We start from the raw sequence: 26,106 nt of genomic DNA, 5'->3' as shown, positions 1-26,106 counted from the left end.
CCGCCGTTCTTTCATGCAGGGACTAGATGGGCAGCAGGATGCCGAAGAAGCCCTTCAGGGTGTACTTCAGACCAACGTACACGGCCAGCACGATGAAGAGACGCTTCAGCCAGATGTCCGGGATGTACTTGGAGGTCTTGGGGCCGATGATGGAGCCGATGACGATGCCGACGAGCTCGGCGCCGATCAGGGACCATTCGACCGGGGTGGAACGGAGGATCATGTAGGAGGCGATGGAGTTCACCATGCCGACGAAGACGGCCATGGCGGAGGTTCCGGCCACCAGGTACATGGGCAGGCCCGCGACGGAGGTCAGGAACGGCACCAGGAGGAAGCCGCCGCCGACGCCCAGGAAGGAGGCCAGCGCGGAGATGAAGAAGCCGCCGACCACGGGGATCAGGGGGTTGAAGGAGAACTCGACGCCGAAGAAGGTGAACTCACAGGCGGTCGGGGTGAACTTCTGGACCTTGACGCCCATCTCGGTCATGTCAACGGTGCCGCCCTTCTGCTGTTCCTTGACGGACTTCTGGAAGGCTTCGGCGGCCTTTTTGGCGGCCTTCTTGCTTTCCTGACCCTTCGGGGTGGTTTCGTAGAAGAGGTAGCAGCCCAGGAACAGGACGAACAGGCCGAAGTAGCCGATGTAGGCCTTCAGGCTGATCTTGCCGGCGGTCAGCCAGGGCACCAGCCAGGAACCGGAGACGGAGCCGATGGCCAGGGCGATGCCCAGCGGCAGCACAAGGCGGCCGGCCTTCCAGTAGTTGAAGGAGGACAGGGCGGCGGAACAACCGACCAGCCACTGGTTGGACACGCGGATGGAGTCGGTGACGACCTTGTTCAGCTTGGCGCCTTTGCCGAAGGAGCTGGCGTAGTCGCCCAGGCCGTAGATGGTGATGTGACCGACACCGGCCATGATGCCGCCGAACGCGCCGACGGTGGAGAAAATCCAGCCAACCCAGATCGCCCACAGGAGGCCGATGATGATGTTGAGCTGCGGACCGCCGGGAATGCCCAGGTAGCCGGGCTCACCCTGCGGATTGGCCTCGGCGATGGCGTCGGCCAGACGATCGGCCCAGGCGGGTTCGGCGACGAAGCACACGACCGCCAGCAGGGCCAGCATCAGGAGAGTCTTTTTGGAACGTAACACAGTTACCTCCTCCTCAATGAATAGTTGTTAAGAACCCCAAAAAATCACTCCGCGCCCCCCAAGGCCGCGAAGTTGATACCTAAGACTATTCCGGCCGCACGAAGCTCAGGGCGTTCGCCGTGCAGCCTACGACGCAGGCAGGGGTGCCGCCGGCATCGACCCTGTCCACGCAGTAATCACATTTGAGAATCTTTCCGGTCGCCTCGTTGTAGACCGGAACGGTCCACGGACAGGCGTCGATGCAGGCCTTGCAGCCGTCGCACTTGTCCAGATCGACCAGCACCAGCCCGTCCTCGCGCTTGTACATGGCCCCGGTGGGGCAAGCGGGAACGCATTCGGGCTTCTTGCAATGATTGCAATTCTGGTACTTCAGCTTGGCCGAAGGTTTGCCGTCCTTGTCCGCGATGGGCCCCTCGGCGGTGAGCCGATTGAGGGACAGCCCGGCGGGAACCTTGTTCTTCACCTTACAGTGAACAAGGCAGGCGTTGCAGGCAATACACCGTTTCTTGTCAAATTTAATTCTGTAACCAGCCATGTTTCCACCTCTGCAGACTTCGATTTAGGCGCGCAGTTTCGTTGATAATCCACGGTTTGAAGAAAAATCCCCCGCGGGTCAATGGCCTCCCATCTTGTGAGATATTTCTCAATCAAAACGCACCATAACTCAGTTTTTCTCTCGATTGAAAGAAAAATCATGTTATAGATTTCACATTCCGGTATTGTGTTGCGGTCGCTTGACCCCGATGGATAAGGTCCAATCTACCAAAAATAGTGCGCAGATTCATCACTGTCTGTTTTTTAGGAGGAGTGTATGGGTAAGGAATATGTGAAGAGCATTTGCGGTATGTGCTCGGTACGCTGTCCCATCGAAGTCGAGGTGGTTGACGGCAAGGCCGAGTACATCCAGGGCAATCCCGATGCCGCGGGCATCATGGGCTCCCTGTGTCCGCGCGGCGCCGCCGGCACGGCGTTGACCTACGACGAGGACCGCCCGCAGTACCCCATGGTCCGCACGGGCAAGCGCGGCGAAGGCAAGTGGAAACAGGTCTCCTGGGACGAAGCCCTGGACTACGTGGCCGACGAGCTGACCCGCATCCAGGATACCTACGGCAAGAACTCGGTCCTGTTCTCGGACCGCGGCGGCCCGTTCCGCGATTTTTACCGCGCCTTCCTGCGCGGCATCGGCACGGCCAACTACAACAACCATGACTCGGCCTGCGCCCGCAACGTGCAAAATGCGGCCCTGTCCGTGTTCGGCTTCGGCCGCAAGGGCGTGTCCTACGACCTGAAGAACGCCAAGCACGTCATCCTGCAGCAGCGCAACATCATGGAAGCCATCAACGTGGCCGAGGTGAACAACCTGCTCACCGGCATTGAAAAGGGCTGCAAGCTGACGGTCATCGACATCCGCGCCAACGTCCCGGCGACCAAGGCCGACAACTTCTTCATGGTCCGCCCCGGCACCGACTACGGCTTCAACCTGGCCGTGATCAACGTCCTTATTAACAAGGAACTGTACGACAAGAAGTTCGTAGCCGACTGGTTCGAGGACTTCGACAAGCTCGCCGAGTTCATCAAGCCCTACACCCCGGAATGGTGCGAGGCCGAGACCGGCGTGCCCGCCGCCGACCTGATCGCCTTCTGCGAGCAGCTGGCCGAGGCCGCGCCGAGCGTCATCTGGCATCCCGGCTGGATGACCGCCCGCTACTCCGACTCGTTCTGGATGACCCGGACCATCTACATCATCAACGCCATGCTCGGCGCCATCGGCGCCAAGGGCGGCCTGCCGTTCATGAACAAGCCCGGCAACGTGGGCGCCAAGGGGCTGAAGAGCTTCATGGAGATCTATCCCAAGCCCGAGGGCAAGCGCGCCGACGGCATCGGCTGGATGGACGGCCGCAAGCACTTCGACGCCGGTCCCGGCCTGGTCCACCTGGCCTACGAGGCCGCCGTGGCCGAAGACCCGTACCCGATCAAGGCGTACATCGTTCAGCGCCACGACCCGCTGATGGCCTTCCCGGACAAGCACGACGTGCGCGCCAAATGGGACGACATCGAGCTCGTGGTCGCGGCGACCTTCTCCTGGTCCGACACCGCCTGGTACGCCGACGTGATCCTGCCCATCTCCCCCTACCTCGAACGGGACGAGATCCTCATGACCAAGAACGGCCCCAAGCCCGCCTTCCAGGTGCGCAAGCGCGCCATCGAGCCGGTCTACGACACCAAGGCCGTGTGGGAAATCTACGCGGGTCTGGCCAAGCGCATGGGCCTCAAGGAACTCGACTACACCAATATCGAAGACATCTGGAAATTCCAGCTGGAAGGCACCGGCGTGTCCGTCGCGGACTTCGAGAAGACCGGTATCGTGACACTGGCCTCCGAGCCCCTGTACCAGCCGGTCAAGGAAGGGTCTTTCAAGACCCCGTCCGGCAAGGTCCAGGTCATCGACGCCAAGCTCGAAGGCGACGGCCAGCCCTCGCTGAAGCCGTACGTGTCGCCGGAGCGCCCGCCCGAGGGCAAGTTCCGCATCACCTTCGGCCGCTGCGCGCTGCACACCCAGGGCCACACCGTGAACAACTCCCTGCTCTTCGAGCAGATGCCGGAGAACACCCTGTGGATCAACACCAAGCGCGCCGCCGAGCTGGGCATCGAGAACGGCGAGTACGTTTCGATCAGCAACACCGGCTACGAGGCCAAGATCAAGGCGTTCGTGACCGACTTCATCCATCCCGAAGCTGTCTTCATGATCCACGGCTTCGGCCATGACCTGCCCTGCGAGTCCCGTGCGAAAGGCATGGGAGCCGCCGACAACATGCTGATGCCCAAGGGCATTCAGAAGTGGGATCGCGGCGGCGGCGCCGTGGCCATGCAGGAGCACTTCGTGGAAGTAGCCAAGGCATAACTACTCTCACCCCCATACTTGAAGAGACCGGCATCGCCCCCGTTGCCGGTCTCTTCTTGTCTTTCATGCGCCGGTTTCCGATAGCTGGTTCATGGGGAGAGCCGTCGCTGGCGCTCCTCCAGGTTTTTTTGGAGCCCTCCCGGCGGGGTTCTTTCTTTTTCCAAAGCAAAAAAGAAAGAACCAAAGAAAATTGCTTTGCGGGGCTGCCCCGCCCGGAGTTTGGCCGCCAAGAATCCGATCCGCTCGGGGCGGCTCCATCCCATGAAAAGTAGAGTGCGAGTCTCCTCGGGAACGCACCTTTTATGGAATACCGAGCTATCACGGGAGCGGAGCCGCCGCCCCTTCGCGGTCGGCTTCTAGGCGTCCAGAACAGGGCTCGCTGCGTGCTGCCTGGCGGTATGAAGGGCGAAGGAAGAGGACCTTCGGACGGGACTTCGGGGTAGGAGAGCCACTGTTTGAGGCTGCGCCTCAAAGGCGTTCCATAAGAATGATTTTCGGAAGATGATTCCAAATAAGCCAAAGCCGCCAGGCTAATACCTCCAAAATGCTCCAAATGTGATTTTTCCGTCACCCTACCCCGCGAAGCGGCGCCAAAGAGTTTTGGAGGGGAGATGGGGGTCCAGGGGGAAGAGGGGGACCTTTTGCAAAAGGTCCCCCTCTTCCCCCTGGCCGCCGGAGGCAAAAAAATGGGCCGCCTCAGAGAGGCGGCCCCTTTTGTATGTCACAGGTAACCGGGTCAGCCTTCGGCGATCCAGGTTTTGAGTTTGTCTTCGAACATGGTCCGGATTTCGTCGAGGCGTTCGGGGGTCAGGGCTTCGAAGCGCAGGACGAGGACGGGCTGGGTATTGGAGGCGCGGATGAGGCCCCAGCCGTCGGGGAAGACGGCGCGGACGCCGTCGATGTCGATGGCCTCGAACTTGGAGCTGAAGTAGGCCACAGCCTTGCCCACGACCCGCTCCTTGAGCGCTTCGGGGCAGTCCACCCGGATTTCCGGGGTGGAATAGGTCTTGGGCCAGTCGAGCTGTTCGCTCATGGGCTTGTCGGAGTTGGACAGGATCTCGACCATGCGCAGGGCCGCGTAGGTGGCGTCGTCGAACCCGTAGTAGCGGTCCGCGAAGAACATGTGGCCGGACATCTCACCCGCGAACTTGGCCCCGATCTCGCGCATGCGGGCCTTGATCAGCGAATGGCCGGTCTTCCACATGACCGCGTCGCCGCCGTGGGCGCGGATGTCGTCGTACATCAGGTAGGAGCACTTGACCTCGCCGATGATGGCCGCGCCGGGGAACGCTTTCAAGATGTCCCGGGCGTAGATGGCCACCAGCTGGTCGCCGAAGAGCAGCCCGCCCTTCTCGGTGACCACGCCGATGCGGTCGCCGTCGCCGTCCAGGCCGATGCCGATGTCCGCCTTCTCGCGCAGCACCGCCTGCTGGAGGGCGGCCATGTTCTTCTCCACCACCGGGTCGGGATGGTGATTGGGGAAATCGCCGTCCGGGTCGCAGAAGATGCGCACCACCTCGGCCCCGGCCTTTTCCAGGGCGTCGGCGGTCAGGTTGCCGCCCGTGCCGTTGCCGCCGTCCACGACAACCTTGAGCTTCCTGCCAAAGGTCACGTCCCCGGACAGTTCGTCCACGTAGCGGCCGAGGATCGACTCGCTGCGCACGGTCCCCTTGCCGGTGGGGAAGTCGCCCTTTTCCATCAGCTCGAAGACGTCCTGAATTTCCTCGGAATGGATGGTGCTGATCCCCTGCCAGACCTTGAACCCGTTGTATTCCGAAGGGTTGTGGCTGGCGGTGATCATCACTCCGGCGGTCTCGCCGAGCTTGGTCACGGCCCAGTAGAAGGCGGGCGAGGAGAGCTGGCCGATGGCCACGACATCAACGCCGGTGCTGTTCAGCCCCCGGGTCAGCGCCTCGGCGTAGCCCGGCGAGGAATGGCGGCAGTCATGGCCGACCACGGCGGTTTTGGAGCCACGCTCCAGAAAATACTGGCCGCAGGCGCGACCCAACCGCTCGACCCACTCCGGGTCGAAATCCCTGTCCACGATACCGCGTATGTCATAGGTCCTGAACACTTCCCGCGTGATCGGCTTCATCGATATTCCTCCCTGCCCGGTAAACGGGCTTCTGGTCTTGCACGGGCGGCCGCCGGGCCGCCGGGTGATCCTCTTCAGGAGCGTGCGGTGCCGACCGCCGCTCCATCCATCCACCCTATACAGACATTCGCGCCGAAATGCCACCAACCCGGCAGCCGTCCCGCCGCACAATTGTCACCTGATCGTCATTGACATATCCGCATAAGCGGATATTTATCAACTCATGGAACAACTCGCACTCCGTCTGAAGGGTCTCGGCGACCCCACCCGGCTGAGGGTCATCCGCCTGCTCGATCACGGCGAGCTGTGCGTGTGCGACCTCATGACGGCGCTGGACATGCCGCAGTCCACGGTCTCCCGGCACATGTCCTTCCTGCGCAACGCCGGTTGGGTGAACTCCCGGCGCAAGGGGAAGTGGGTCTACTACTCCCTGGCCGAACCCACGGACGAGATACAGTCCCTGGTATTGCAGGTCCTGCGCCAGAACCTGCCCGCCCAGCCCCAGGCGCGGCGGGATTATTCCAGGCTCATGGACCATCTGGCGACCAAAACAACGGCCGAGTGCGGCTAGCGCACCGGAGGTATCATGGCGGACACTTCTCCGAAACAACTCTCCTTTCTCGACAGATTCCTGACCCTGTGGATATTCCTGGCCATGTTCACCGGCGTGGCCGCGGGCTATTTCTTCCCGGGCGTGAAGGGGGTCATCGACTCGTTCACCACAGGGACCACCAACATCCCCATCGCCGTGGGGCTGATCCTGATGATGTACCCGCCCCTGGCCAAGGTGAAATACGAGGAGCTGGGCCGGGTCTTCCGCAACTACCGGGTGCTGGCGCTGTCCCTGGTCCAGAACTGGGTCATCGGGCCGATCCTGATGTTCGGCCTGGCCGTGACCTTCCTGTCCGGCCACCACGACTACATGGTCGGCCTGATCCTCATCGGCCTGGCCCGGTGCATCGCCATGGTCATCGTCTGGAACGACCTGGCCGACGGCGACTCGGAATACTGCGCCGGACTGGTGGCCTTCAACTCGCTCTTCCAGGTACTCTTCTTCTCCTTCTACGCCTATGTGTTCATCACCATCCTGCCCGGCTGGTTCGGGCTTGAGGGCGTGGTCGTGGACGTGTCCATGGGCCAGATCGCCGAAAGCGTGTTCATCTACCTGGGCATCCCGTTCCTGGCGGGCATGGTTTCCCGGTTCATCGGCCTGAAGATCAAGGGACGGGAGTGGTACGAACAGGTGTTCATCCCGAAGATCTCGCCCCTGACCCTGATCTTCCTGCTATTCACCATCGTGGTCATGTTCTCGCTCAAGGGCGACCGCGTGGTGGCCCTGCCGTTCGACGTGGTGCGCATCGCCATCCCGCTGACCATCTACTTCCTGATCATGTTCCTGGCCTCCTTCTACCTCTCCTGGAAGGCGGACGCGACCTACGAGCAGGCCGCGACCCTGAGCTTCACCGCCGCGTCCAACAACTTCGAACTGGCCATCGCCGTGGCCATCGCGGTCTTCGGCATCGACTCCGGCGAGGCGTTCGCCGCGGTCATCGGCCCCCTGGTGGAGGTCCCGGTGCTCATCGGACTGGTCAACGTGGCCGTCCGGTTCAAGCGCCGCTACTTCCCCTTTGCCAAGGAAACCATAGGCGGCGTCTGCCACGTGCGCTGCGAAACCGCTGAACCCCGCTAGGAGAACGACATGAACATCCTTTTTCTGTGCACCGGCAATTCCTGTCGCAGCCAGATGGCCGAAGGCTGGGCCAAAACCCTCAAGGGGGACGTGTTCACGGCCTGGTCAGCAGGCGTGGAGACCCACGGCCTGAACCCCCTTGCGGTCAAGGTCATGGCCGAGGCGGGCGTGGACATAGCGGACCACGCCTCCAAGCTGACCACGGACCTGCCCGCCGACCTGGAGTTCGACTACGTGGTCACGGTCTGCGGCCACGCCAACGAGAACTGCCCGTATTTCCCGGCCCGGACCAAGGTGGTCCACGTCGGCTTCGACGACCCGCCGAGCCTGGCCGAATCACTGACCGACGAAGAGGAAATCCTGGACGTGTACCGCCGCGTCCGGGACGAGATAAAGACCTTCGTCCAGGGGCTGCCCGACTCCCTGTCGTAGCCCCGCACAAGGAGGACGACATGAAAAAGGTACTGACCCGCGTGCTCCGGGCATGGTCGCCGCTGGCGGCCTGGACCGGCTGCATCCACCGGGGCGAGAGCGGCGAACTCCGCTTCACCCTGTTCGATTAACCGACACCGAAACCATGCAACCGAGGCCCGGAGGGAAATTCCCCCGGGCCTTTGTCATGGTCGGCCGGATTCGGGTCCGGCACCGGGCGCAAAAACGCGGCCGGGGGGCAGAAAACAGCCGCCCGAATCCCCGCCGATCAATCCGCCGCGAATCCCGTCAATCACCTTGCCACCACTGGCATTGCGCCGCATTGCAATTTTGAATTATCGCCTGATATTCCGTGTCCATTTTTTCCAAAAAAATCATTTTTTGACATGATGAACATAATCACTTATCTTATCCGAGCATTAGCACTCGTTGCACACCCGAGAATGTTGTTTTTACACTGTAACAAAAGATTGCATGGATAGTACATAAATATATCAGCCAGTGCAGTTGCTGCAAACTAGTACAATTGCGTTTACTATTGATTTTTTACTGTACCAGTCATTAAACAACATTAATTCTGACGGAAAAGAAATTTTACATGCGACACTCCCGGAATTGTCTTTACGGTTCGGCTCGCCCCTCTTCGAGCTTGTCGTCCCACGGCACTCCCTGCGGTCTCCGCGACCGGGTCCCCCTCTTCTAGCCTTTTCCCGACGCCTGTTTTTATCCGCCCCGGCAGCGAAGCCAGGGCGCCATCAATTATTGGAGAAAGAATGGAAAAAATTCGAGTAGAAAACCTTTACAAGATTTTCGGGCCAAAACCCGGAAAGGGCCTTGAAATGCTCCGCAAGGGGCACGACAAGGCGTCGGTTCTGGAAAAGACCGGCATGACGGTGGGCGTGAACGACGCCTCCTTCTCCATAGAAGCCGGAGAAATTTTCGTCATCATGGGGCTGTCCGGTTCGGGCAAGTCCACCATCGTGCGCATGCTCAACCGGCTCATCGAGCCCACGGCCGGGCGCGTCCTGGTCGATGGCGAGGACGTCACCGCCATGGGCGAGGACGAGCTGGTCAGATTTCGGCTGCACAACATGAGCATGGTCTTCCAGTCCTTTGCCCTCATGCCCCACCAGACCGTGCTGGACAACGCCGCCTTCGGCCTCGAACTGGCCGGGGTGGACAAGGCCAAGCGGCACGAACGCGCCCGCGAGGCCCTGGCCCAGGTCGGCCTGGCCGGCTGGGAAGACCAGTACCCCTCCCAGCTGTCCGGCGGCATGCAGCAGCGCGTCGGATTGGCGCGCGGCCTGGCCGTGGACCCGGAAATCCTGCTCATGGACGAGGCGTTTTCCGCCCTCGACCCGCTCATCCGCACCGAGATGCAGGACGAACTGCTCAAGCTCCAGGAGGAATCGCAGCGGACCATCGTGTTCATTTCCCACGACCTGGACGAGGCCCTGCGCATCGGCGACCGCATCGCCATCATGGAGGGCGGCAACGTGGTCCAGGTGGGCACGCCGGATGAAATCCTCCAGAACCCGGCCAACGACTACGTGCGTGCCTTTTTCCGCGGCGTGGACCCCACCGGCGTCATCAGCGCGGGCGACATCGTGCGCGACACCCATCCGACCATCACCGTGACCAAGGCGGGCGGCAGCCTCCGCACGGCCCACGAGATCCTGAGCGGCAGCGAGCTGGAACACGGCTACGTGCTGGATTCCAAGCATCGCTTCCTGGGCATCATCTCCACCGAGGGCATCCGCAACGCCCTTGAGGCGGGCATCCCGGAGAAGCCCCTCAGCCAGGTCTTCCTGACCGGGGCCGAGTCCGTGCAGCAATCCGACTCCATGCAGGACATCCTGCCCCTGGTGGCGGCCTCGCCATGGCCCATTCCCGTCGTGGACGAGAACGGCCGCTATCTCGGCGTGGTCTCCAAGAACCGGTTCCTCAAGACCCTGCACCGCACCGAAACGGCCCTGTCCAATGGAGGTGAGCAATAATGTTTCAAGACGCGATAATCCCTCTCGACACCTGGGTCTCGGACGCCGTGGAATGGCTGGTGGACAACTACCGCGAGTTCTTCCAGATGCTCAAATGGCCCGTGGAACAACTGCTCAACGGGTTCGAGCACGGCCTCAACGCCCTGCATCCGCTGATCATCATCGCCGTGGTCTGCTTCATGGCCTGGAAGTTTTCCGGCAAGCGGCTGGCCCTGTTCTCACTGCTCTCCATGCTGCTCGTGGGCTTCCTCGGACTGTGGGAAGACACCATGATCACCCTGGCCATGGTCCTTTCCTCCGTGGTCATCTGCGCCGTGCTCGGCATTCCCCTGGGAATCATGTCCGGGCGCAGCGACCGGTTCGAGGCAGGCCTGCGGCCCGTGCTCGACGCCATGCAGACCACCCCGGCCTTCGTCTACCTCGTGCCCATCGTCATGCTCTTCTCCGTGGGCAACGTGGCGGGCGTGCTGGCCACCATCATCTTTGCCCTGCCCCCCATCATCCGGCTGACCGGACTCGGCATCCGCCAGGTCCACCCCGAGCTGGTGGAAGCGGCCCAGGCCTTCGGGGCCACCCGCTGGCAGGTGCTCATCAAGGTCCAGATCCCGCTGGCCCTGCCGACCATCCTGGCCGGCCTGAACCAGACCATCATGATGGCCCTGTCCATGGTCGTCATCGCCGCGCTCATCGGCGCGGGCGGACTTGGCTCCCCGGTCATCCTGGGGCTGAACACCCTGGACATCGGACGCGCCGTGGTCGGCGGCGTGGGCATCGTGCTCATGGCCATCGTCCTGGACCGCATCACCCAGTCAATGGCACAAAAGAAATAACTTCTTATAATTCAAGGAGAAAAGATGAAATTTATCAAACTCGCAATGGTGGCCGCCCTGTTCGTGGCCCTGGCCGCGGCATCGGCAATGGCCGTGGAGGCAAAGCCCGGCGAAGGCGTCACCGTACGTCCGGGCCGCGCCACCTGGAACACCGGCTTCTTTCAGGAAGCCCTGGCCAGGAGGGGACTGGAGGAACTGGGCTATGACGTGGAAAAGCCCAAGGACCTGCAGAATCCCATCGCCTACAAGTCCATTTACCTCGGCGACATAGACTATTGGTGCAACGGCAACTTCCCGCTGCACAACCCCCAGCTGCCCAAGAACTTCGAAAAGCGGGCCGTCATCCTCGATCCGATCATCAAGTCCGGCGGCATGCAGGGATATCTCGTTTCCAAAAAGGAAGTCGAGAAATTCAACATCAAGTCCCTGGACGACTTCAAGCGTCCCGAGGTGATCAAAGCCTTCGACCTCAACGGCGACGGCAAGGCCGATCTGACCGCCTGCCCTCCCGGCTGGGGTTGCGAGAAGGTCATCGCCACGCACATGGAGCTGTACGGGCTGAAAGACTACGTAAAGCCCAGCAAGGCTTCCTACGAAGCGGGCATGGCCGCGGCCCTGGGCGCCTTCAAGTCCGGTCAGCCGGTCTTTTTCTACACCTGGACGCCCAACTGGACCGTTTACAAATTCAAGCCCGGCACCGACGTCATGTGGATCAACGTGCCTGAGAAAGGCGACACCGGCAGCGTGGTTTCCGGCGTGGCCGGAGCCGTTTCCGACCCCCTCCGTCCGGGCTTCGTGGTCTATGACATCAACGTCGTCGCCAACAAGAAGTTCCTGGAGAAGAATCCGGCTGCCGCGACCTTCCTCAAGAGCTTCAAGCTGACCATCGATGACGTCAGCGCCCAGAACACTCGCATGAACGAAGGCGAAAAGTCCGACCGCGACATCGCCAAGCACGTTGACGAGTGGATCGCCGCCCACCAGGACACCTGGAACGCCTGGCTTGAAGCGGCCCGCAACGCCGCAAAGTAGTTTGGAAAGGAAGCACCCGCCCAATGGGTGCTTCCTTCTTTCGCCCGACATTTCCCGCAGCCTGCGGAATTGCCTCCGACCGAATCCGGCCGCGAGGCAAACGGGCCGACATTAACCAAGGAGTGTGTATGCATCGTATTGCAATGCTTGTTCTTTCCGTTGTCTTTATCGCCAGCAACGCCCTGGCAATGAACATGAAACCCGGCGAGGGCGTCACCGTACAGCCCGCGCGCGCCACCTGGAACACCGGCTTCTTTCAGGAAGCCCTGGTCAGCAAGGGGCTCCAAGAGCTCGGCTACGAAGTCAAGAGCCCCCGCGACCTGCAAAATCCAATTTTCTACAAATCCGTGACGCTCGGCGACGTTGATTACTGGACCAACGGCTGGTTCCCCATGCACAACGCCCAGCTGCCCAAGAACTTTGACGAAAAGGCCCGAAAGATCGGCTTCGTGGCCAAGGCGGGCGGCATGCAGGGCTACCTGGTGTCCAAGCGCGACGTGGAAAAATACAACATCAAGTCCCTTGAGGACTTCAAGCGCGACGATGTGAAAAAGGCGTTCGACTCCAATGGCGACGGCAAGGCCGACCTGACCGCCTGCCCCCCCGGCTGGGGCTGCGAACAGGTCATCGCCCACCACATGGAAGTCTACGGCCTGTCCGACCACATCAACCTGATCAAGGCCTCCTACGAGGCGGGCATGGCCTCCGCCCTGGGCGCCTACAAGTCCGGCAAGCCAGTCTTCTTCTACACCTGGACCCCCAACTGGACCGTGTTCAAGTTCAAGCCCGGCAAGGACGTGATGTGGATCAACGTGCCTGAGATCAATCCCACCGAGGCCCAGGCCCCGAACAAGGACCGCATGACCGTGTCCGGCGTCGAAGGCGCTGTTTCCGACCCGCTCAAGGCCGGTTTCGTGGTCTCCGACATCCGCACCGTGGCCAACAAGAAGTTCCTCGAAAAGAACCCGGCTGCCGCCAAGTTCATGGAACTCTTCACCCTCTCCCTGAACGACATCAGCGAGCAGAACACCCGCATGAGCGAAGGCGAAAAGTCCGACAAGGACATCGCCAAGCACGCGGACGAATGGATCGCCAAGAACAAGGCGACCTGGGACGGCTGGATCAAGGCTGCCCGCGAAGCCCAATAGATTGGGCTAGGCGAAACAATGCGGCGGCTCCCTTTTGGGAGCCGCCTTTTTTTTCGCAGGGGGGCGGCTTCCGATAGCGGCGCATCTGCACATTTTTCGAGGGCTTGTTTGATCCTCACGTACCGGGTGTACGCTGCGATGAAATGGCCCCGCGAAAAATGCACAGCTACACAACTCTCGAAAGCCTATTCCTGGCACGGGGAGAGAGCCGCTGTCGGGTGGCGGTGCCACCCGAATCGCTCCAGGGGCCGGAGGTGAAAAGGCCCGCCACTCAGCCCGAATTTGAAGCCTTCTCGGCGCGGCCCGCCCCGCGAAGCGGCGACAAGGAGTTTGGGAGGGGAGATGGGGGTCCAGGTGGAAGAGGGAAACCTTTTGCAAAAGGCTCCCCTCTTCCCCCTGGCCGATCGATGCTGTCTTCATCCGTAGGGCTCGAAGACCCGCCAACGCTGGAAGCCCGGAGGCATCCCCCCCCGCTACGGGAGTTCGTAGCGGGTGGAGGGGCCTTTGCCGGTCTTGACGAGCAACCCCCGTTTGACGAAGTCCTGGAGGTCGTAGATGGCGGTTCGGGTGGGCAGGTCGCCGCCCACCAGTTCCTGGTATTCCTTGCGGGTGACGGTCCCTTTTTTGCGGATCACGTCCCAGGCCTCTTTCTGGCGCGCGTTGAGACCGGGTTCGTGATCGCCGCGGGCGTGCGGTTCCGCGATTTCGGCGGCCGGGTGATCGCGGTGCGCCGCCACCGGTTCCGGCGCGGTTTCGGGCCGGGGTTCGGCGGGCCAGGCGTAGAGCTCGTTTTCCAGGCGGATCTCCTCGGCCTGGATGACGTCGGTCTCGGCCATGACCGCGGCGCGGGTGATGCAGTTGACCAGTTCCCGCACGTTGCCGGGCCAGTCGTAGGAGGTCAGCTTGACGAGCGCGCCCTTGCTCAGCTCCAGGTGCTCGCGCCCGGCCAGGGTAACGGCCTGTTGCAGGTAGTAGACGCAGAGCAGCGGGATGTTTTCGCGGTTTTCGCGCAGGGCGGGCGTGTTGATGGAGACCACCTTGAGCCGGTAATAGAGGTCCTCCCGAAAGGTCCGCTCCTCGATGAGCGACGGGATGTCCACGTTGGTGGCGGCCAGGATACGCACGTCCACGTTGACCTCGCGGTCGCTGCCAAGGGGCTTGATCTTGCGCGAGGCGAGCGCCCGGAGCAGGGACTGCTGGACCTTGGGCGAGGCGGACTGGATTTCATCCAGGAAGAGAATGCCGCCGTCGGCCTCGACGAACGCGCCGTTGCGGTCTTCCTTGGCCTCGGAGAACGCGCCCTTGACGTGCCCGAACAGGGCGTCGAGGAGCAGGTTTTCGTCCAGCGCGCCGCAGTTGATGGAGATGAACGGACGCTCCGACCTGCTGGAATGGGCGTGGATGGCCTCGGCCACCAACTGCTTGCCGGTGCCGGTCTCGCCGGTGATGAGCACGTCCACGTCCACCTGCGCGGCCTTGAGGATGTTCACCTTCAGGTTGGCCACTGCCGTGCCGATGCCCACGATCTCCGGTATGCGGCTCAACTCGGCCTCGACCAGGATTTCCCGCTCGCGGTCCAGGTTGGCGCGCTCGCGCCGGTTGACGTTCAGGATCGCTTCGTCCTTGGCCTGGATCTCCACCACCTGCTCCTTCACGCGCCGGATGATGTTGTTGATGGACCCCTGGAGCGCGGTGATGTCGTAGCCGCTGTAGGGGAGGTTGATCTCCTCCATGTCCTCCAGCGAGTCGAGGTCGTTCATCTTCGCGGCCAGCTCGCGGATGGGCCGGGTCAGGATGCGGCCGAACCAGAAGACCAGGAGCGAGATCAGGGTGATGGCCCCGATGGTCACGAAGAGCAGCACGTCCATGTTCTTGTAGCCCGCCACGATGGGCAGCTGGCTGCGGTCCACGAAGACCACCCCTCCGTAGACCGAGGGGGGCTGGCCGGGGGCGGTGCGGAACAGCACCGGCGCATAGGAGAAGTAATGGAATCCGACCCCGGAATCGCTGGTCCGCTCCTCCTCCACCTTTTGCAGCCCGTTGCTCCCCTTGGCCAGGTCCGCCACCGCCGCCCAGTAGGTGGCGTGCTTCTCGTTGGGTCGGAACGCGGCCTGGTGGCCCGGCTTGCCCAGTGAGCCGTCGTACCCTTCGCGGGCGTGGTAGGTGGTCAGGGGCGCGCCGGGGTCGGCAAAGTCCTCGGATTGGAAGAGTATCCATCCGTCACTATTGAGGAAATAGCTGAAGCGAAGTTCGTCGCTGCGCGGAAAGGCCCAGAGCGGCGACTTGTTGGAATTGTACCAGGAAAGGAGGTTGCGCAGGGTCGAGGCCTCCACGGACAGGTACAGGATGCCGGGCGGGATCGCGCCGTTGCCCGCATAGCGGGTATAGAACCGGATGACGTTGGCGGTCACGAACCGGTTGGCGCTGTCCGGGGTGGGCATGGGATAGGAGACTTCCAAGACGTCCGAGGGGAATACCTGGCCGGGTTGCAGCGTCCCCATGCGGTCGAGTTCGGCGAAGGGGTTGGGGCTGATGCGGGGATAGTCCTCGGGCGCGATCTCGCGGACCTCCCTGCCCTGGCGGACCAGGACCACGGGCTGCCCGCCGGAGGCAGGGAGAAAGCAGAGCTCCAGATAGGGAGTGCCGCCCGAGGCCAGGAGCCGGGCAAAGGCGTCGGCCAGGGAAGCGGCGTCGGGCGCGCCCCCGGCAAGGAACAGGAGATCCCGGCGGCAGCCGTCCAGGTACTGTTCCGTTTCGTGAGCCACGGCCAGGGTGTTCTGGCGCACCGTGCGCCCCAGGGCGATGTCGATGAACTCGTCCGAGACCCGGTAGGAGGCGTAGCCGGTGACCAGCATGACGGCCACGATGGGCGGCAGCAGAGCCAGGAGCAGCTTGCCGCGCAAGCCCAATTTGCGGGCGATGAAAGAAAGCCGCTTGCGCAGCCATTCGGGAAACGTGCGTTCCGACGAAAAGAAAACGGCCATGGCGTCCTCCGAAGTCTCGGCGGCGTCGAACAAACGGTAACGCCACCCGGATATTCATGGCCGTTATTCTGCCGGGCCACCCTTTGTCAAATCATTTCCGGCACGATGGTTGCTAAATGGTACACGCCAACCGCATGGCGCGACATTTTTTTGCGCGATTTATTAACTATTTGGAATAAATATCTATTTTTTAACACATCTGGCAAAACAATCAGGCAGAAACACCATGGACAAGCAAACTTCTCCTTGCGGGATTCACCGACTGCTCCTCATTTCCATGATTTTCATCCCGGCCATCCCCCTGCTCATCTCGGCGGCCATCGGCTTCTATTCCTTTGCCGGAGCCTCCAAACGGTTCGCGGTATCGTCCATCCGGCAGGCCGCCGTGGACCGCGCCAAGCTCATCGATGAGTTCCTGCACGAGCGCCGCTCCGACCTGGAGTCGTTCCTGGCCCTGGTGCCCGAGCAAGAGCTGGATTCGCCCGCCATGAAGGGAGAGGTGGCCGACTGGCTGCGCACCGGAGGCCAGGCGTTCCAGGACATGGGCCTGATCTCGCCCGACGGCAGGCACGCGGCCTACGTGGGGCCGTTCGAGCTGGCGGACAACGACTATCGCGACACGGACTGGTACAGGGAGACCCTGGCCCAGGGGTACTACGTCAGCGACGTGTACCTGGGATATCGCAACGCCCCGCACTTCGTCATCGCCGTGGGCCGCCGCGTTGGCGGGCGGGTCTGGATGCTGCGCGCGACCATCAACCCCACGGTGTTCGGCAACATGGTCAACGCCCCGGGACTCGGGGACACCGGCGAGGCGTACATCCTGAACCGCGACAACCTGTTCCAGACCGCCCGGCGGTCCGGCGGCGCGCTGCTGGCCCGCGATGAATACACCTACCCGCCCCAGGACGAGCAACTGGTCACCTTCACCGGATCGGACGGCGACGAGGACTACCTGTTCGCCTCGGCCCGGATGAACGACGGCAAATGGCGGCTCATCGTCCGCCAGAAGGAGGGCGAGGCGTTCCACACCGTGGTCATGGCCGGATACACCGTGATCCTGGTCCTGCTCTGCGGCGGCGCGGTGATCATCGTCCTGGCCCTGGTGGTCAGCCGCAGGCTGTCCGAGACCCTGCAGGGCCATGCCGAAGCGGTCTCCAAGCTGGAGAGCCAGCTCCTCCAGGCCGCCCGGCTGGCCGAGCTGGGCGAAATGGCCGCCGGGTTCGCCCACGAAATCAACAACCCCTTGCAGATCATGAAGACGGACCTGGCCCTGCTGGAGCTGACCCTCAAGGATGTGACGGACTCCGGCGGCAACCCGGAGGCGTGCGCGGAATTGCAGGAGATAGCGGACCAGTTCCAGGTCCAGATAGGACGGTGCGCGGCCATCACCCGCGAGATCCTGCGCTTCGGCAGGCGAGACGCGCCGCAGATTCAGGAGATGGACCTCTCCGAGTTCCTGCCCAAGGTCTTCGGCATGGTCCAGAACAAGGCCCAGGTGAACGGCATCCGGGTGAGCTGCGAGGTGGACCCGTCCGTGCCGCCCATCCTGGCAGACCCCGGCCAGTTGCAGCAGGTCATGATCAACCTCATGAACAACGCCATCCACGCGGTGGTGGACCGCCACGGCTCGGACGGCGGCGTCATCGACGTGGCCGCCGGTAGCGACGAGCGCGGCTGGGCCAGGATCACCGTCAGCGACAACGGGTGCGGCATAAACCAGGAAAGCCTGGCCAAGATATTCATGCCCTTCTTCACCACCAAGGCGCCGGGTCAGGGAACCGGGCTGGGCCTCTCCGTGTGCCACTCCATCGTGGACTCCCTCGGCGGGGAGCTGACCGTGGACAGCACCAAGGGCGAAGGCACCATCTTCACCGTACGCATTCCCGGCAAGGGCGCGTAGGCCGGGTCAAGGGACAGCCCGGCAGGGCCGGAGGACGGGGACCTACGCCTCGTCCTCCGGCTCGATGCCCACGGCCAGGGTGGCCATGCGCTCGATGTCCGCGAGATATGCCGGGTAGCGGGTCAGGTAGAAGGACAGCGCCTTGGAGAAGTTCCGCCCCACCAGACCGTCCACGAACAGCCTCGAAACCCACTGCTCCTCGCGCAGGATCTGCTGCGAGGCCAGGATGACCGCCACCTCGTCCGGGGACATGGCCTCCATGGCCTTGCGCAGGGCCTCGCGGGCGCGCGGCTTGTAGGCCATGATGTAGAGCATGTCCAGGGCGTTGGCCGCCACCTCCGGCACGTGGTTGATGCCGGACTCCTCGGACATGCGGATGAACTCCTCGGGCCGGTTCAGGATCTTGAGCATATCCCTGGTCGGAAAGGCGATCTCCAGCCGGGAGAAGATTTCCAGCACCTGGCGGGTCTTTTCGGCGTAGTCCCACCGGCGCAGGGCGATGTTCCGCCTGCGGTCCGCCAACCCCTCGATGACCCCGGCCACGCAGTCCGAGGCGAGCTTGGAGATGACCGCCGCCCAGAGCTGCAGCACGGCCATGGGGTCCGCGGACCCGGCCAGCACGAGGATTCCCTCCACGCCCCAGTTGAAGATCATGGCGATGGGAATGGAGAGCACGCTGCGGAAGAAGTTGGCCGCCGCCGCCTCGCGGGGCAGCCCGCGCACGATGTTGTGGCTGGAGATGTACACCCCGTTGGTCAGGGCCATGATGGTGTAGAGCATCAGCGGATTGGTGGTCGTGTTGATGCCGAACCCGGCGTCCAGGACCACGGACTTGCACAGCCAGTCGAGCAGGGGCACGGAAAAGCCGGTGTAGAGCAGCGATTCGGAAATGCGCTCCCAGTCCATGTAGTCGTTCCACGCCAGATACGGCGACCGCCGGAACCCGCCCCCGCCGAGCACGGACTGGATCACGTTGCGCAGCCCGGTGATGGAGAACCAGATCAGCCCGCCGAGATAGGCAAGCACCCACCAGTCCTTGGTCAGGTAGAAGGTCAGGAACGCGGGCACGAACCCGGCCAGAACCTTGAGCCAGTTCTTGAGCGCGGTGTTCAGGTGGCCCGGCGACGGCCTGCGGGCGCAATGGTCCACGGGGCCGAACAGGTCCAGCCCGTTGCCCTCGCGGCTGATGCCGCCCAGGGCGATGACGTTGCCGTCGCCCTCGGCGGTCACCGAATATTCGCCGACGTGCCAGCTGCTCCGGGTCTCGCAAACCAGCCTGCGCAGCACCGGCACTTGCGCGATCATTCGCGCAAGACCGTGCCACATCCCCCTGCCCGGCCTGGGCATGACGTATTCATTGGATTTGACCGCCCTGCCCTCCACCGGCAACCGGTCCGAGGGGCTCATGCGCGCCGCCTCCCGCTGTGCCCGCAGCGGCAGGGTGTCGGCCACGGCAAAGCCCATGCCGTGGGTCCGGGTGGAGCGGCCCGTGGAACCGGAACCGATGGACGCCATCAACGGCACCCGCTTGTAGTATTCGAGCAGTACGTGGAACCGGGCCAGGATGGCGTCCAGCACCTTCAGCCGGTCCTCGGCGTCCGGCGCGCCGGATTCGCGCACGCTGTCCATGCAGCCGCGGATGAGCCGCTTGAGCTTGACCGCGTTCTGTTCGTTGACGGCCTGCTGCAACTGGCTGAACGGCTTGCGCCGCCAGGTCTGCATGGGGTCCAACCGCTTGGTGTTGCAGACCTCCAGGTGGGTGACGCGCCCCCGGCAGTCGTAGAGAATCTCCAGGGCGTCCTCCAGCTCCAGGTCGGACAGGATCAGGGTCAGGTGGCTGGAATGGGCCGCCCCCCGCAACCGGGCCGTCATCGCATCCGGGGACAGGGTCAGCAGCGTGGGGCCTCCCTCGGCCATGGGCTTGTCCGGGTCCGGGATGTTCCGGTTCTCCTCCGGGGAAAGATAGCGCACGATGATGGTGTCCGCGTCCAGGGCGTCCAGGGACTCCACCTGCACGGCGATGGCCGCCTTGGCGTCGTAATCCGCATCCTCGTACTCCTCGCGCAACAGGGCCGTGCGCTCCTCGAAAAGAGGCATGGCGGTCTGGTGGATGTAGCTGCCCAGGTGCATGAGCGAGGGATGGGGAACGCCCGAAGCCTCGACCAGCTCGTCGTAGCTCACGGCGGGCAGGAGCACGCCGAATTCCTTTTGGATGGACTGCCGATGGCGTTCGTTGAACGCCTCGATCACAGCGCGGACGTACTCGGACCGCGCGGCCTGGACCTCGCGCCCCTCGGCCATCAACTCGCTGACGCGGTCCACGCGGAAGAACCCGTCGATGTCGCTGTCGTCGTGCAGCCCAATGGGATTCCAGACGAATTTCACGAACCGTCCACGATGCAACGCCCGGTATTCTATGCCGATGCGCACCTTGATGCCCAGGATGGCCGCCGAGGCGAACAGCTCGCGGGCCACGGCCAGATCCATATAGTCGTAATAGACCACCGTGAGATAGCGGATGCCCTTGATCCAGGCGTCCATGACCAGGTGGGTGGCGGACTTGCGCCCCTTGCTGTTGGCGTCGTGCACCCGGTCGTCAAAGGCGATCTGGGTCCATTCCTCGGGCATTTCCAGGAGATGGTACTTGCGCAGCTGCTCGCGCAGGAAGGAGAGCTTGCCTGCGGCGGCCCGCCGAAAATCGTGGGCCAGGGCCAGCTGGCGGCAACGGTCGCCCTTGGCCCGGATCAGCTCCTTGCCGATCTGGAGCAAAACCCGCGCCCGGTTGTTGCGCATGCCGCCCCGGGCTGCGGTCATGGTCTCGTCGCGCAGGGCGATGAGCGCCTTGGTCCGGTCGGACGCCTGGTCCGACTTCAGGGATTCCAGCAGGTGCATGATCGCATAGGCAATGCGCAATCCCCGGTCCGCTGCCAGTTCCTTGATGCCGTGCGGCTTCAGGTACGGCTCGAGCAGCGTCTTGAACTGCGCCCTGTCCACCCCTCGGTTAAGCAGGTCTTCAAGTATTTCCAATAATTTATAGTCATTCTTGTCGTAATATAGGCCGGGCATGATCTTTCCATTCTCCTTGTCCGCGCGATCTTCAATCGTCACATAATCGTAACATAGCCTAGCAGTATCCATGCCTTTCGTCATGCGCCGCAGAGGGGTCTCCCCCGGTTTTCCGGCCCAGCCCACGCATTCCGGGCCATTTCTCCCTTTGCCCCTTTCTCGCGCCGCTGCGCCGGGACAACGCGTTCGCGGGTCCGATTTGGCACGCAATTTTATCTCGCAAACTCGATTATAGCGTGATTTTGCGTGAATATATACAAAAAATTCAAATAGTTGAAGTTGGCATGCCGGTTGCTAAGTACGATCAGCTTTTGCTGAAAAACAACCGATCAACACAAGCGGTGGGAACATGGAAAAGATGAAAATCATGCTCGTGGACGATGAGGAGCGACTCCTCGCAACCACGAAAAAGCTCTTCGAGAAGATCGGCATCGAAGCGCTGACGGCCACCTCAGGGGCCGAGGCCCTCGACCTGCTGAAAGGCCATGAAGTGCACGTCATCTTCCTCGACATCAAGATGCCCGGCATGGATGGCATGGAGACCCTTCAGCGCATCAAGAAGGACTACCCCCTCATCGAGGTCATCATCCTGACCGGTCACGCCACCATGGAAACCGCAGTGGAGGGGCTGAAGCTCGGGGCCCTGGATTATCTCATCAAGCCCGTGAGCATGAAGGACTTCCTCGGCAAGGCGGAGGAGGCCTTCGAGAAGGTCACGCTGCAAAAACAGAAGATACACTCCGCTCGCATGGCCGAGGTCGGCGGGCAGGGTGAACTGCGCTAGTAACTCAAGGAGGTTGTAATGGTTAAAATCAAGGTCCTCATGGTCGACGATGAGGAACGCTTCCGTACCACGACTGCGAAGATATTGGCCCGCAAGGGGTTCGAGACCATTCTGGCGGCCAGTGGTGAAGAGGCGATGGAAAAAATGGCCGAAAAACCTGACGTCGTCATCCTCGACGTCAAGATGGGTGGCCTTGACGGCCACGAAACCCTCAAGCTGATGAAGGACAAGAACCCTGACCTGCCGATCATCATGCTGACCGGCCACGGGGACGTTCCCGGTGCCAAGAAGGCGTATGAAACCGGGGCCTTCGATTATCTCGCCAAGCCGTGCGACGTGGATCTTCTGGGGGCGAAGATCCAGGACGCCTTCGAGTACGCCAACAAGCGGCCGTACGTCGAGAAGGTCGCCCGGGGGATCATGATTCCCCTGGAGGAATATACCCAGATCCCCCTGGCCAGCACGGTCCGCGACGCCATCCAGGCGCTGGAGAAATCCATGCGGCATCTGCTGGCCACCGACCGACTCATGGACACGGGCCACCGCTCGGTCGTGGTCACCAACCTCGACGGCAGCGTGGCCGGTCTCCTGAGCCCGCTCGATCTGATCGACGCCGTCCGGCCCGGTTACCTGTCCGCGCCCAAGCCGTCCATGGCCGACTCCCTGCAGTACTCTGCCATGTTCTGGACCGGCCTGTTCACTACCCGCGTGAAGGAAATCATGAACAGCCCGGTGAGCGACTTCATGTCCGACTCCCTCCCGGTCATCGACGCCGACGCCAACCTGATGGAAGTGGCCAACAACATGGTCACCCTTCCGGCCCGGCGCATGCTCGTCAAATCCGGCCGCGAGGACATCGGCATCGTCCGCGAACAGGAACTCTTCTACGAAATCGCCAAGATCATCTCTACCGGCGGCAACCCGAAGCCCAACACGCGAGGTTAAGACATGGCTCAAGCAAAGAAGAAAGCAACCGGTTACGACAAGTTCGTCAACTGGAAGCTGCTCATAATTCCGGTGGTGCTTTTCGGCCTGATCCTCGCCCTTCCGACCCCCCAGGGCATGAAGGACGTGGGCATGCAGTACTCGGTCGGCCCCAAGGTCGTGACCGACTACCTGTGCAATGAACTTTTCCAGAAAAAGAGCTCCGATTGCGACCAGTGGGAGATCCTGACCGCCCGCATGATGGAGCAGAACATGCGCATGGGCGCCCTGTCCAAGGAACGGCTCATGAAGCGCAACGAGAAGTGGGCCAAGAAGTACAAGATCCCCGTGGACTCGGCGAACTTCAAGCGCGCTTACGAATACATCAAGGAAAAGGTGCCCGCCGACACGTACCTGTCCATGATGAAGGGCGCTTTCGACATGCGCATGAAGAACATGAAGTATGAGAACCTCTCGGACAAGGACCAGAAGAACGCCTCGAAGGGCGCGTGGAACATCAAGGTCTCCATCGCCATGGTCGTGTTCGTGGTCTTCTGCTTCATGACCGAGTGCATGCCGCTGCCCGGCGTGGCGTTCTGCATCGGCCTGATCCTGGTCTTCACCGGCGTGGTCTCGCGCAGCGAGGTCGCCGGGCTGTACTGGGACGACGCCTGCTGGTTCATCATGGGTTCGCTCATGTTCGCCGCCGCCTTCGTCAAGACCGGCGTGGACAAGCGCATGTGCCTCATGATGTTCAAGAAGCTCGCGGTACCCAACGTCCGTTGGATCACCCTGATCTTCTTCATCGTCATCAGCCCGCTGGCGGCGTTCATCTCCGACCACGCCCTGGCCGCCATGTTCCTGCCCATCGGCATGCTGCTCTACCAGAACAGCCTGACCGACGAGATTCCCGAGGACAAGGAACTGGCCAAGATGCTGATGATCTCCATCGCCATGGCCTGCAACATCGGCGGCCCCGGCGCTCCGTCCGGCGGCGCCCGCAACGTCATCATGATGACCTACCTGACCGACATGTTCGGCATGGACATCGGCTACGCACAGTGGATCATGTTCTGCTTCCCGTTCGTCATCGTCATGATCCCCATCACCTGGTTCGCCACCAACCTGCTCTTCAAGCCCCGCATCCGCTCCCTGGCCCCGGCCATGCGCCACCTGGAAGGGGAAATCAGCAAGATGGGCAAGTGGAACAAGCACCAGATCTGGGCGATGGTCATCTTCGTGGTCATGGTCTTCGGCTGGTTCACTGAGAAGGAGTTCTACAACCTGGGCATCTACCCCATCCGCCTCGGCATCGGCGTCATCGCGGTCGCGGGCGCCGTGGCCTACCTGCTGGCGGGCGTGGTCAACTGGCGCGACTACCAGGAGAAGGTCGACTGGGGCGTTGTCTGGCTGTACGCCGGTGCGATCATCTTCGGCCGCACCCTGGACAAGACCGGCGCCGCCTTCTGGCTGGCCCAGTCGGTCATCGACATGCTGGCCCCGCTGGGCATGGACCAGGGCATCCCGCTGATGCTGACCTCCAACGGGTTGACCGCCGTGCTGACCAACCTGATGGCCGACGGCCCGGCAGCCGCCGCGGTCGGCCCCATCACCCTGAACATGGCCAGCATCGTGCACCCCGGCACCACCTTCCTGCCCTTCATGGCAATGGCCACCGCAGTGGCGTCTTCCTTCGCCTACTGCCTGATCATCGGCACCCCGCCCAACGCCATCGTCTACGCCTCCGGCTACCTGGAGCCAAAGGACTACCTGCGCGTGGGCGTGCCCATGTGGTTCGTGGCCAACATCGTGATCGTCATACTCACGGCGGTCTACTGGAGCGGCATAGGGTTCGGCAGTCTGCCATCGTTCTGACGACCCTGACCTGAAACACAACCCGGCGGCCCGCCTTCGGGCGGGCCGCCGACAAAACAAAAGGATGCAGCCGATGCAAAACGAAAACGAAACCAGACGCGAAGTGATGCACAAGAACGGCGTCACCTATTTCACCAAGCGCGCCGAACGGCGGGTCCTGTTCCTGATGACCCTACTCATGCTGGCCTGGGGCGTCTTCGAACTGGGCAAGGACTATTTCTAGGCATTTTCAAGACAAGGAGAGGAGTTATGGAAGCCACGCGCAGCAACGATTCCCGGATGGGCATACGGGAATACTTCGACACCCTGATGGAGATCATGCGGACTCCCGCACGATATTTCGAAAAGATCTCGCAGGAGACCGGATCGCGGAAGGCGCTCCTGTTCCTGATGATCTCGTCCCTTTTCTACTGCTCCGTGAGCATGGCCTATTTCTTCGAGAATTCCCTGGCCATGGGACTGGTCATGATGGCCAACGCCATCATCATGCCCGCCTTCGGAGCGGTCATCACCTTCATCCTGGTCGCCATGACCGGGCAGGAACGGCTGCCCTTCGGGCGCATCTTCAACATCTACGCCTACGCCAGCGGCGCGGTCATGGTCATCTCCTGGATTCCGGGGCTGGCGTTCGTCATGGAGCCGGTCCGCGCCGTGCTCATCGGCGTGGGGCTGCACAAGAGCCTGGGCATCGGCAAGGTCCGGTCCGGGTTGCTGGTCATCCTGACCGCCGTGGTCATACTTCTGTTCTTCTGGACCGCCGCGCCCCTGATCGTCGAGATCAGCCACCTTTTCCGGTAGGGACTGCCCCACATGCAGGCGAGGGTTCGCGTGCATGCATTCCTTACTCCTCCCCATCCGGCCGGGGGCACTGCCCCGCCCCCGGCCACCGGAGGGGAAGCCGAACAGGAGAACCGAGATGAAGAAGATACGCTTGCTCCTCGTCGACGACGAGGCCGACTTCCGCACCGCCTACGCGCGCCGTTTCGTGCGCCGCAATGCGGAGATAACCCAGGCCGCAAGCGGCCAGGAAGCCATTGACAAGATTCGGGAAAACGATTTCGACGTGGTCATCCTCGACGTCATGATGCCCGAGATGAACGGCATCGAGACCCTGCGGCGGATCAAGGCCATCGACCCCACCCTGCCGGTGATCATCCTGACCGGCCACGCCGATTCCAAGGTTCTCATCCAGGGCATGGACATGGGCGCCTTCGACTTCCTGCTCAAGCCCGTGGGAACCGACGAGCTGTACTTCAAGGTGCTGGATGCCGTGCGCTCCCGGCATCGCGTCCAACCCTAG

At 62.3% G+C, this 26,106-nt stretch carries 20 protein-coding genes; 15 read left to right on the top strand and 5 right to left on the bottom strand.

All coding sequences use genetic code 11. From position 1 onward, the window contains the following. Window positions 1–22: 22 nt before the first annotated feature. Window positions 23–1,144: a sulfite exporter TauE/SafE family protein gene (locus tag AWY79_RS07465; protein ID WP_066802089.1), complete on the bottom strand. Its 1,122-nt coding sequence runs from the start codon at window positions 1,142–1,144 to the stop codon at window positions 23–25. Between the two features lie 85 nt (window positions 1,145–1,229). Then, a complete protein-coding gene (locus AWY79_RS07460; RefSeq protein WP_066802088.1) occupies window positions 1,230–1,679 on the bottom strand; it encodes a 4Fe-4S dicluster domain-containing protein in 450 nt (149 codons plus the stop codon). 276 nt (window positions 1,680–1,955) lie between these two features. Between AWY79_RS07460 and AWY79_RS07455 the strand changes: the two genes are divergently transcribed. Further along, window positions 1,956–4,046, top strand: coding sequence for a molybdopterin-containing oxidoreductase family protein (locus tag AWY79_RS07455; RefSeq protein ID WP_066802085.1), 2,091 nt, complete (start codon window positions 1,956–1,958; stop codon window positions 4,044–4,046). Window positions 4,047–4,782: 736 nt separating this feature from the next. On the opposite strand, the gene AWY79_RS07450 is transcribed toward AWY79_RS07455, so the two are convergent. Beyond that, complete coding sequence (locus AWY79_RS07450) at window positions 4,783–6,141, bottom strand: phosphomannomutase/phosphoglucomutase (protein WP_066802083.1); 1,359 nt, start codon at window positions 6,139–6,141, stop codon at window positions 4,783–4,785. A gap of 223 nt (window positions 6,142–6,364) precedes the next feature. Here AWY79_RS07450 and AWY79_RS07445 point away from each other — a divergent pair, with 223 nt between their 5' ends. The 7 genes from AWY79_RS07445 (at window position 6,365) to proX (AWY79_RS07415) (ending at window position 13,270) form a co-directional block, all read left to right on the top strand. Continuing rightward, window positions 6,365–6,712, top strand: a complete 348-nt coding sequence (locus AWY79_RS07445; RefSeq protein ID WP_066802081.1) for an ArsR/SmtB family transcription factor — start codon at window positions 6,365–6,367, stop codon at window positions 6,710–6,712. A 15-nt stretch (window positions 6,713–6,727) separates the two neighbouring features. After that, window positions 6,728–7,831 (top strand): ACR3 family arsenite efflux transporter, encoded by a 1,104-nt coding sequence (arsB, locus tag AWY79_RS07440; protein WP_066802079.1) that lies wholly within the window; start codon window positions 6,728–6,730, stop codon window positions 7,829–7,831. A gap of 9 nt (window positions 7,832–7,840) precedes the next feature. Beyond that, window positions 7,841–8,263 carry an arsenate reductase ArsC gene (locus AWY79_RS07435; protein WP_066802077.1) on the top strand — a complete coding sequence of 141 codons (423 nt, stop codon included), beginning with the start codon at window positions 7,841–7,843 and terminating at the stop codon, window positions 8,261–8,263. Window positions 8,264–9,036: 773 nt separating this feature from the next. Further along, a complete protein-coding gene (gene proV / locus AWY79_RS07430) occupies window positions 9,037–10,260 on the top strand; it encodes a glycine betaine/L-proline ABC transporter ATP-binding protein ProV (RefSeq protein WP_066802075.1) in 1,224 nt (407 codons plus the stop codon). Beyond that, window positions 10,260–11,090 (top strand): ABC transporter permease, encoded by an 831-nt coding sequence (locus AWY79_RS07425; protein WP_066802073.1) that lies wholly within the window; start codon window positions 10,260–10,262, stop codon window positions 11,088–11,090. The genes proV and AWY79_RS07425 overlap by 1 nt, the downstream gene beginning before the upstream one ends. Window positions 11,091–11,114: 24 nt before the next feature. Continuing rightward, window positions 11,115–12,122 (top strand): glycine betaine/L-proline ABC transporter substrate-binding protein ProX, encoded by a 1,008-nt coding sequence (gene proX, locus AWY79_RS07420; RefSeq protein ID WP_066802071.1) that lies wholly within the window; start codon window positions 11,115–11,117, stop codon window positions 12,120–12,122. A gap of 128 nt (window positions 12,123–12,250) precedes the next feature. Beyond that, window positions 12,251–13,270, top strand: coding sequence for a glycine betaine/L-proline ABC transporter substrate-binding protein ProX (proX, locus tag AWY79_RS07415; RefSeq protein ID WP_066802069.1), 1,020 nt, complete (start codon window positions 12,251–12,253; stop codon window positions 13,268–13,270). A 473-nt stretch (window positions 13,271–13,743) separates the two neighbouring features. Here the strand turns inward: proX (AWY79_RS07415) and AWY79_RS07410 are convergent, their stop codons facing one another. Next, window positions 13,744–16,254, bottom strand: a complete 2,511-nt coding sequence (locus AWY79_RS07410; RefSeq protein ID WP_066807085.1) for a sigma-54-dependent transcriptional regulator — start codon at window positions 16,252–16,254, stop codon at window positions 13,744–13,746. Window positions 16,255–16,531: 277 nt separating this feature from the next. Between AWY79_RS07410 and AWY79_RS07405 the strand changes: the two genes are divergently transcribed. Continuing rightward, window positions 16,532–18,157, top strand: coding sequence for a sensor histidine kinase (locus tag AWY79_RS07405; protein ID WP_158509870.1), 1,626 nt, complete (start codon window positions 16,532–16,534; stop codon window positions 18,155–18,157). Between the two features lie 42 nt (window positions 18,158–18,199). On the opposite strand, the gene AWY79_RS07400 is transcribed toward AWY79_RS07405, so the two are convergent. Beyond that, window positions 18,200–21,223: a hypothetical protein gene (locus AWY79_RS07400; protein WP_066802065.1), complete on the bottom strand. Its 3,024-nt coding sequence runs from the start codon at window positions 21,221–21,223 to the stop codon at window positions 18,200–18,202. Window positions 21,224–21,572: 349 nt separating this feature from the next. Here AWY79_RS07400 and AWY79_RS07395 point away from each other — a divergent pair, with 349 nt between their 5' ends. The 6 genes from AWY79_RS07395 to AWY79_RS07375 all read left to right on the top strand — a co-directional run bounded on the left by AWY79_RS07395 (window position 21,573) and on the right by AWY79_RS07375 (window position 26,106). After that, the gene (locus AWY79_RS07395) at window positions 21,573–22,007 is read left to right on the top strand and encodes a response regulator (protein ID WP_066802063.1); all 435 of its coding nucleotides are present in this window, start codon (window positions 21,573–21,575) and stop codon (window positions 22,005–22,007) included. 18 nt (window positions 22,008–22,025) lie between these two features. Next, entirely contained in the window at window positions 22,026–22,952 is a 927-nt protein-coding gene (locus AWY79_RS07390; protein ID WP_066802061.1) for a response regulator, read from the top strand. Window positions 22,953–22,955: 3 nt separating this feature from the next. Then, window positions 22,956–24,806, top strand: a complete 1,851-nt coding sequence (locus tag AWY79_RS07385) for an SLC13 family permease (protein WP_066802059.1) — start codon at window positions 22,956–22,958, stop codon at window positions 24,804–24,806. Window positions 24,807–24,879: 73 nt separating this feature from the next. Continuing rightward, window positions 24,880–25,029, top strand: a complete 150-nt coding sequence (locus AWY79_RS19105; protein WP_166671367.1) for a hypothetical protein — start codon at window positions 24,880–24,882, stop codon at window positions 25,027–25,029. 26 nt (window positions 25,030–25,055) lie between these two features. After that, window positions 25,056–25,604 (top strand): YIP1 family protein, encoded by a 549-nt coding sequence (locus tag AWY79_RS07380; protein ID WP_066802058.1) that lies wholly within the window; start codon window positions 25,056–25,058, stop codon window positions 25,602–25,604. 118 nt (window positions 25,605–25,722) lie between these two features. After that, complete coding sequence (locus AWY79_RS07375; RefSeq protein ID WP_078063672.1) at window positions 25,723–26,106, top strand: response regulator; 384 nt, start codon at window positions 25,723–25,725, stop codon at window positions 26,104–26,106.

The sequence above is a fragment of the Pseudodesulfovibrio indicus genome, from assembly GCF_001563225.1.
Classification (GTDB): Bacteria; Desulfobacterota; Desulfovibrionia; order Desulfovibrionales; family Desulfovibrionaceae; genus Pseudodesulfovibrio; species Pseudodesulfovibrio indicus.
The sequence above is the reverse complement of the archived record's forward strand: the minus strand, read 5'-3'. Positions and strand labels throughout refer to the sequence as shown.

Excerpts from the sequence above, each read along its gene's own strand:
- AWY79_RS07460 (WP_066802088.1), bottom strand. The coding sequence starts at position 1,679 with ATGGCTGGTTACAGAATTAAATTTGACAAGAAACGGTGTATTGCCTGC.
- AWY79_RS07455 (WP_066802085.1), top strand. The coding sequence starts at position 1,956 with ATGGGTAAGGAATATGTGAAGAGCATTTGCGGTATGTGCTCGGTACGC.
- AWY79_RS07450 (WP_066802083.1), bottom strand. The coding sequence starts at position 6,141 with ATGAAGCCGATCACGCGGGAAGTGTTCAGGACCTATGACATACGCGGT.
- AWY79_RS07445 (WP_066802081.1), top strand. The coding sequence starts at position 6,365 with ATGGAACAACTCGCACTCCGTCTGAAGGGTCTCGGCGACCCCACCCGG.
- arsB (WP_066802079.1), top strand. The coding sequence starts at position 6,728 with ATGGCGGACACTTCTCCGAAACAACTCTCCTTTCTCGACAGATTCCTG.
- AWY79_RS07435 (WP_066802077.1), top strand. The coding sequence starts at position 7,841 with ATGAACATCCTTTTTCTGTGCACCGGCAATTCCTGTCGCAGCCAGATG.
- proV (WP_066802075.1), top strand. The coding sequence starts at position 9,037 with ATGGAAAAAATTCGAGTAGAAAACCTTTACAAGATTTTCGGGCCAAAA.
- AWY79_RS07425 (WP_066802073.1), top strand. The coding sequence starts at position 10,260 with ATGTTTCAAGACGCGATAATCCCTCTCGACACCTGGGTCTCGGACGCC.
- proX (WP_066802071.1), top strand. The coding sequence starts at position 11,115 with ATGAAATTTATCAAACTCGCAATGGTGGCCGCCCTGTTCGTGGCCCTG.
- proX (WP_066802069.1), top strand. The coding sequence starts at position 12,251 with ATGCATCGTATTGCAATGCTTGTTCTTTCCGTTGTCTTTATCGCCAGC.
- AWY79_RS07410 (WP_066807085.1), bottom strand. The coding sequence starts at position 16,254 with ATGGCCGTTTTCTTTTCGTCGGAACGCACGTTTCCCGAATGGCTGCGC.
- AWY79_RS07405 (WP_158509870.1), top strand. The coding sequence starts at position 16,532 with ATGATTTTCATCCCGGCCATCCCCCTGCTCATCTCGGCGGCCATCGGC.
- AWY79_RS07400 (WP_066802065.1), bottom strand. The coding sequence starts at position 21,223 with ATGCCCGGCCTATATTACGACAAGAATGACTATAAATTATTGGAAATA.
- AWY79_RS07395 (WP_066802063.1), top strand. The coding sequence starts at position 21,573 with ATGGAAAAGATGAAAATCATGCTCGTGGACGATGAGGAGCGACTCCTC.
- AWY79_RS07390 (WP_066802061.1), top strand. The coding sequence starts at position 22,026 with ATGGTTAAAATCAAGGTCCTCATGGTCGACGATGAGGAACGCTTCCGT.
- AWY79_RS07385 (WP_066802059.1), top strand. The coding sequence starts at position 22,956 with ATGGCTCAAGCAAAGAAGAAAGCAACCGGTTACGACAAGTTCGTCAAC.
- AWY79_RS19105 (WP_166671367.1), top strand. The coding sequence starts at position 24,880 with ATGCAAAACGAAAACGAAACCAGACGCGAAGTGATGCACAAGAACGGC.
- AWY79_RS07380 (WP_066802058.1), top strand. The coding sequence starts at position 25,056 with ATGGAAGCCACGCGCAGCAACGATTCCCGGATGGGCATACGGGAATAC.
- AWY79_RS07375 (WP_078063672.1), top strand. The coding sequence starts at position 25,723 with ATGAAGAAGATACGCTTGCTCCTCGTCGACGACGAGGCCGACTTCCGC.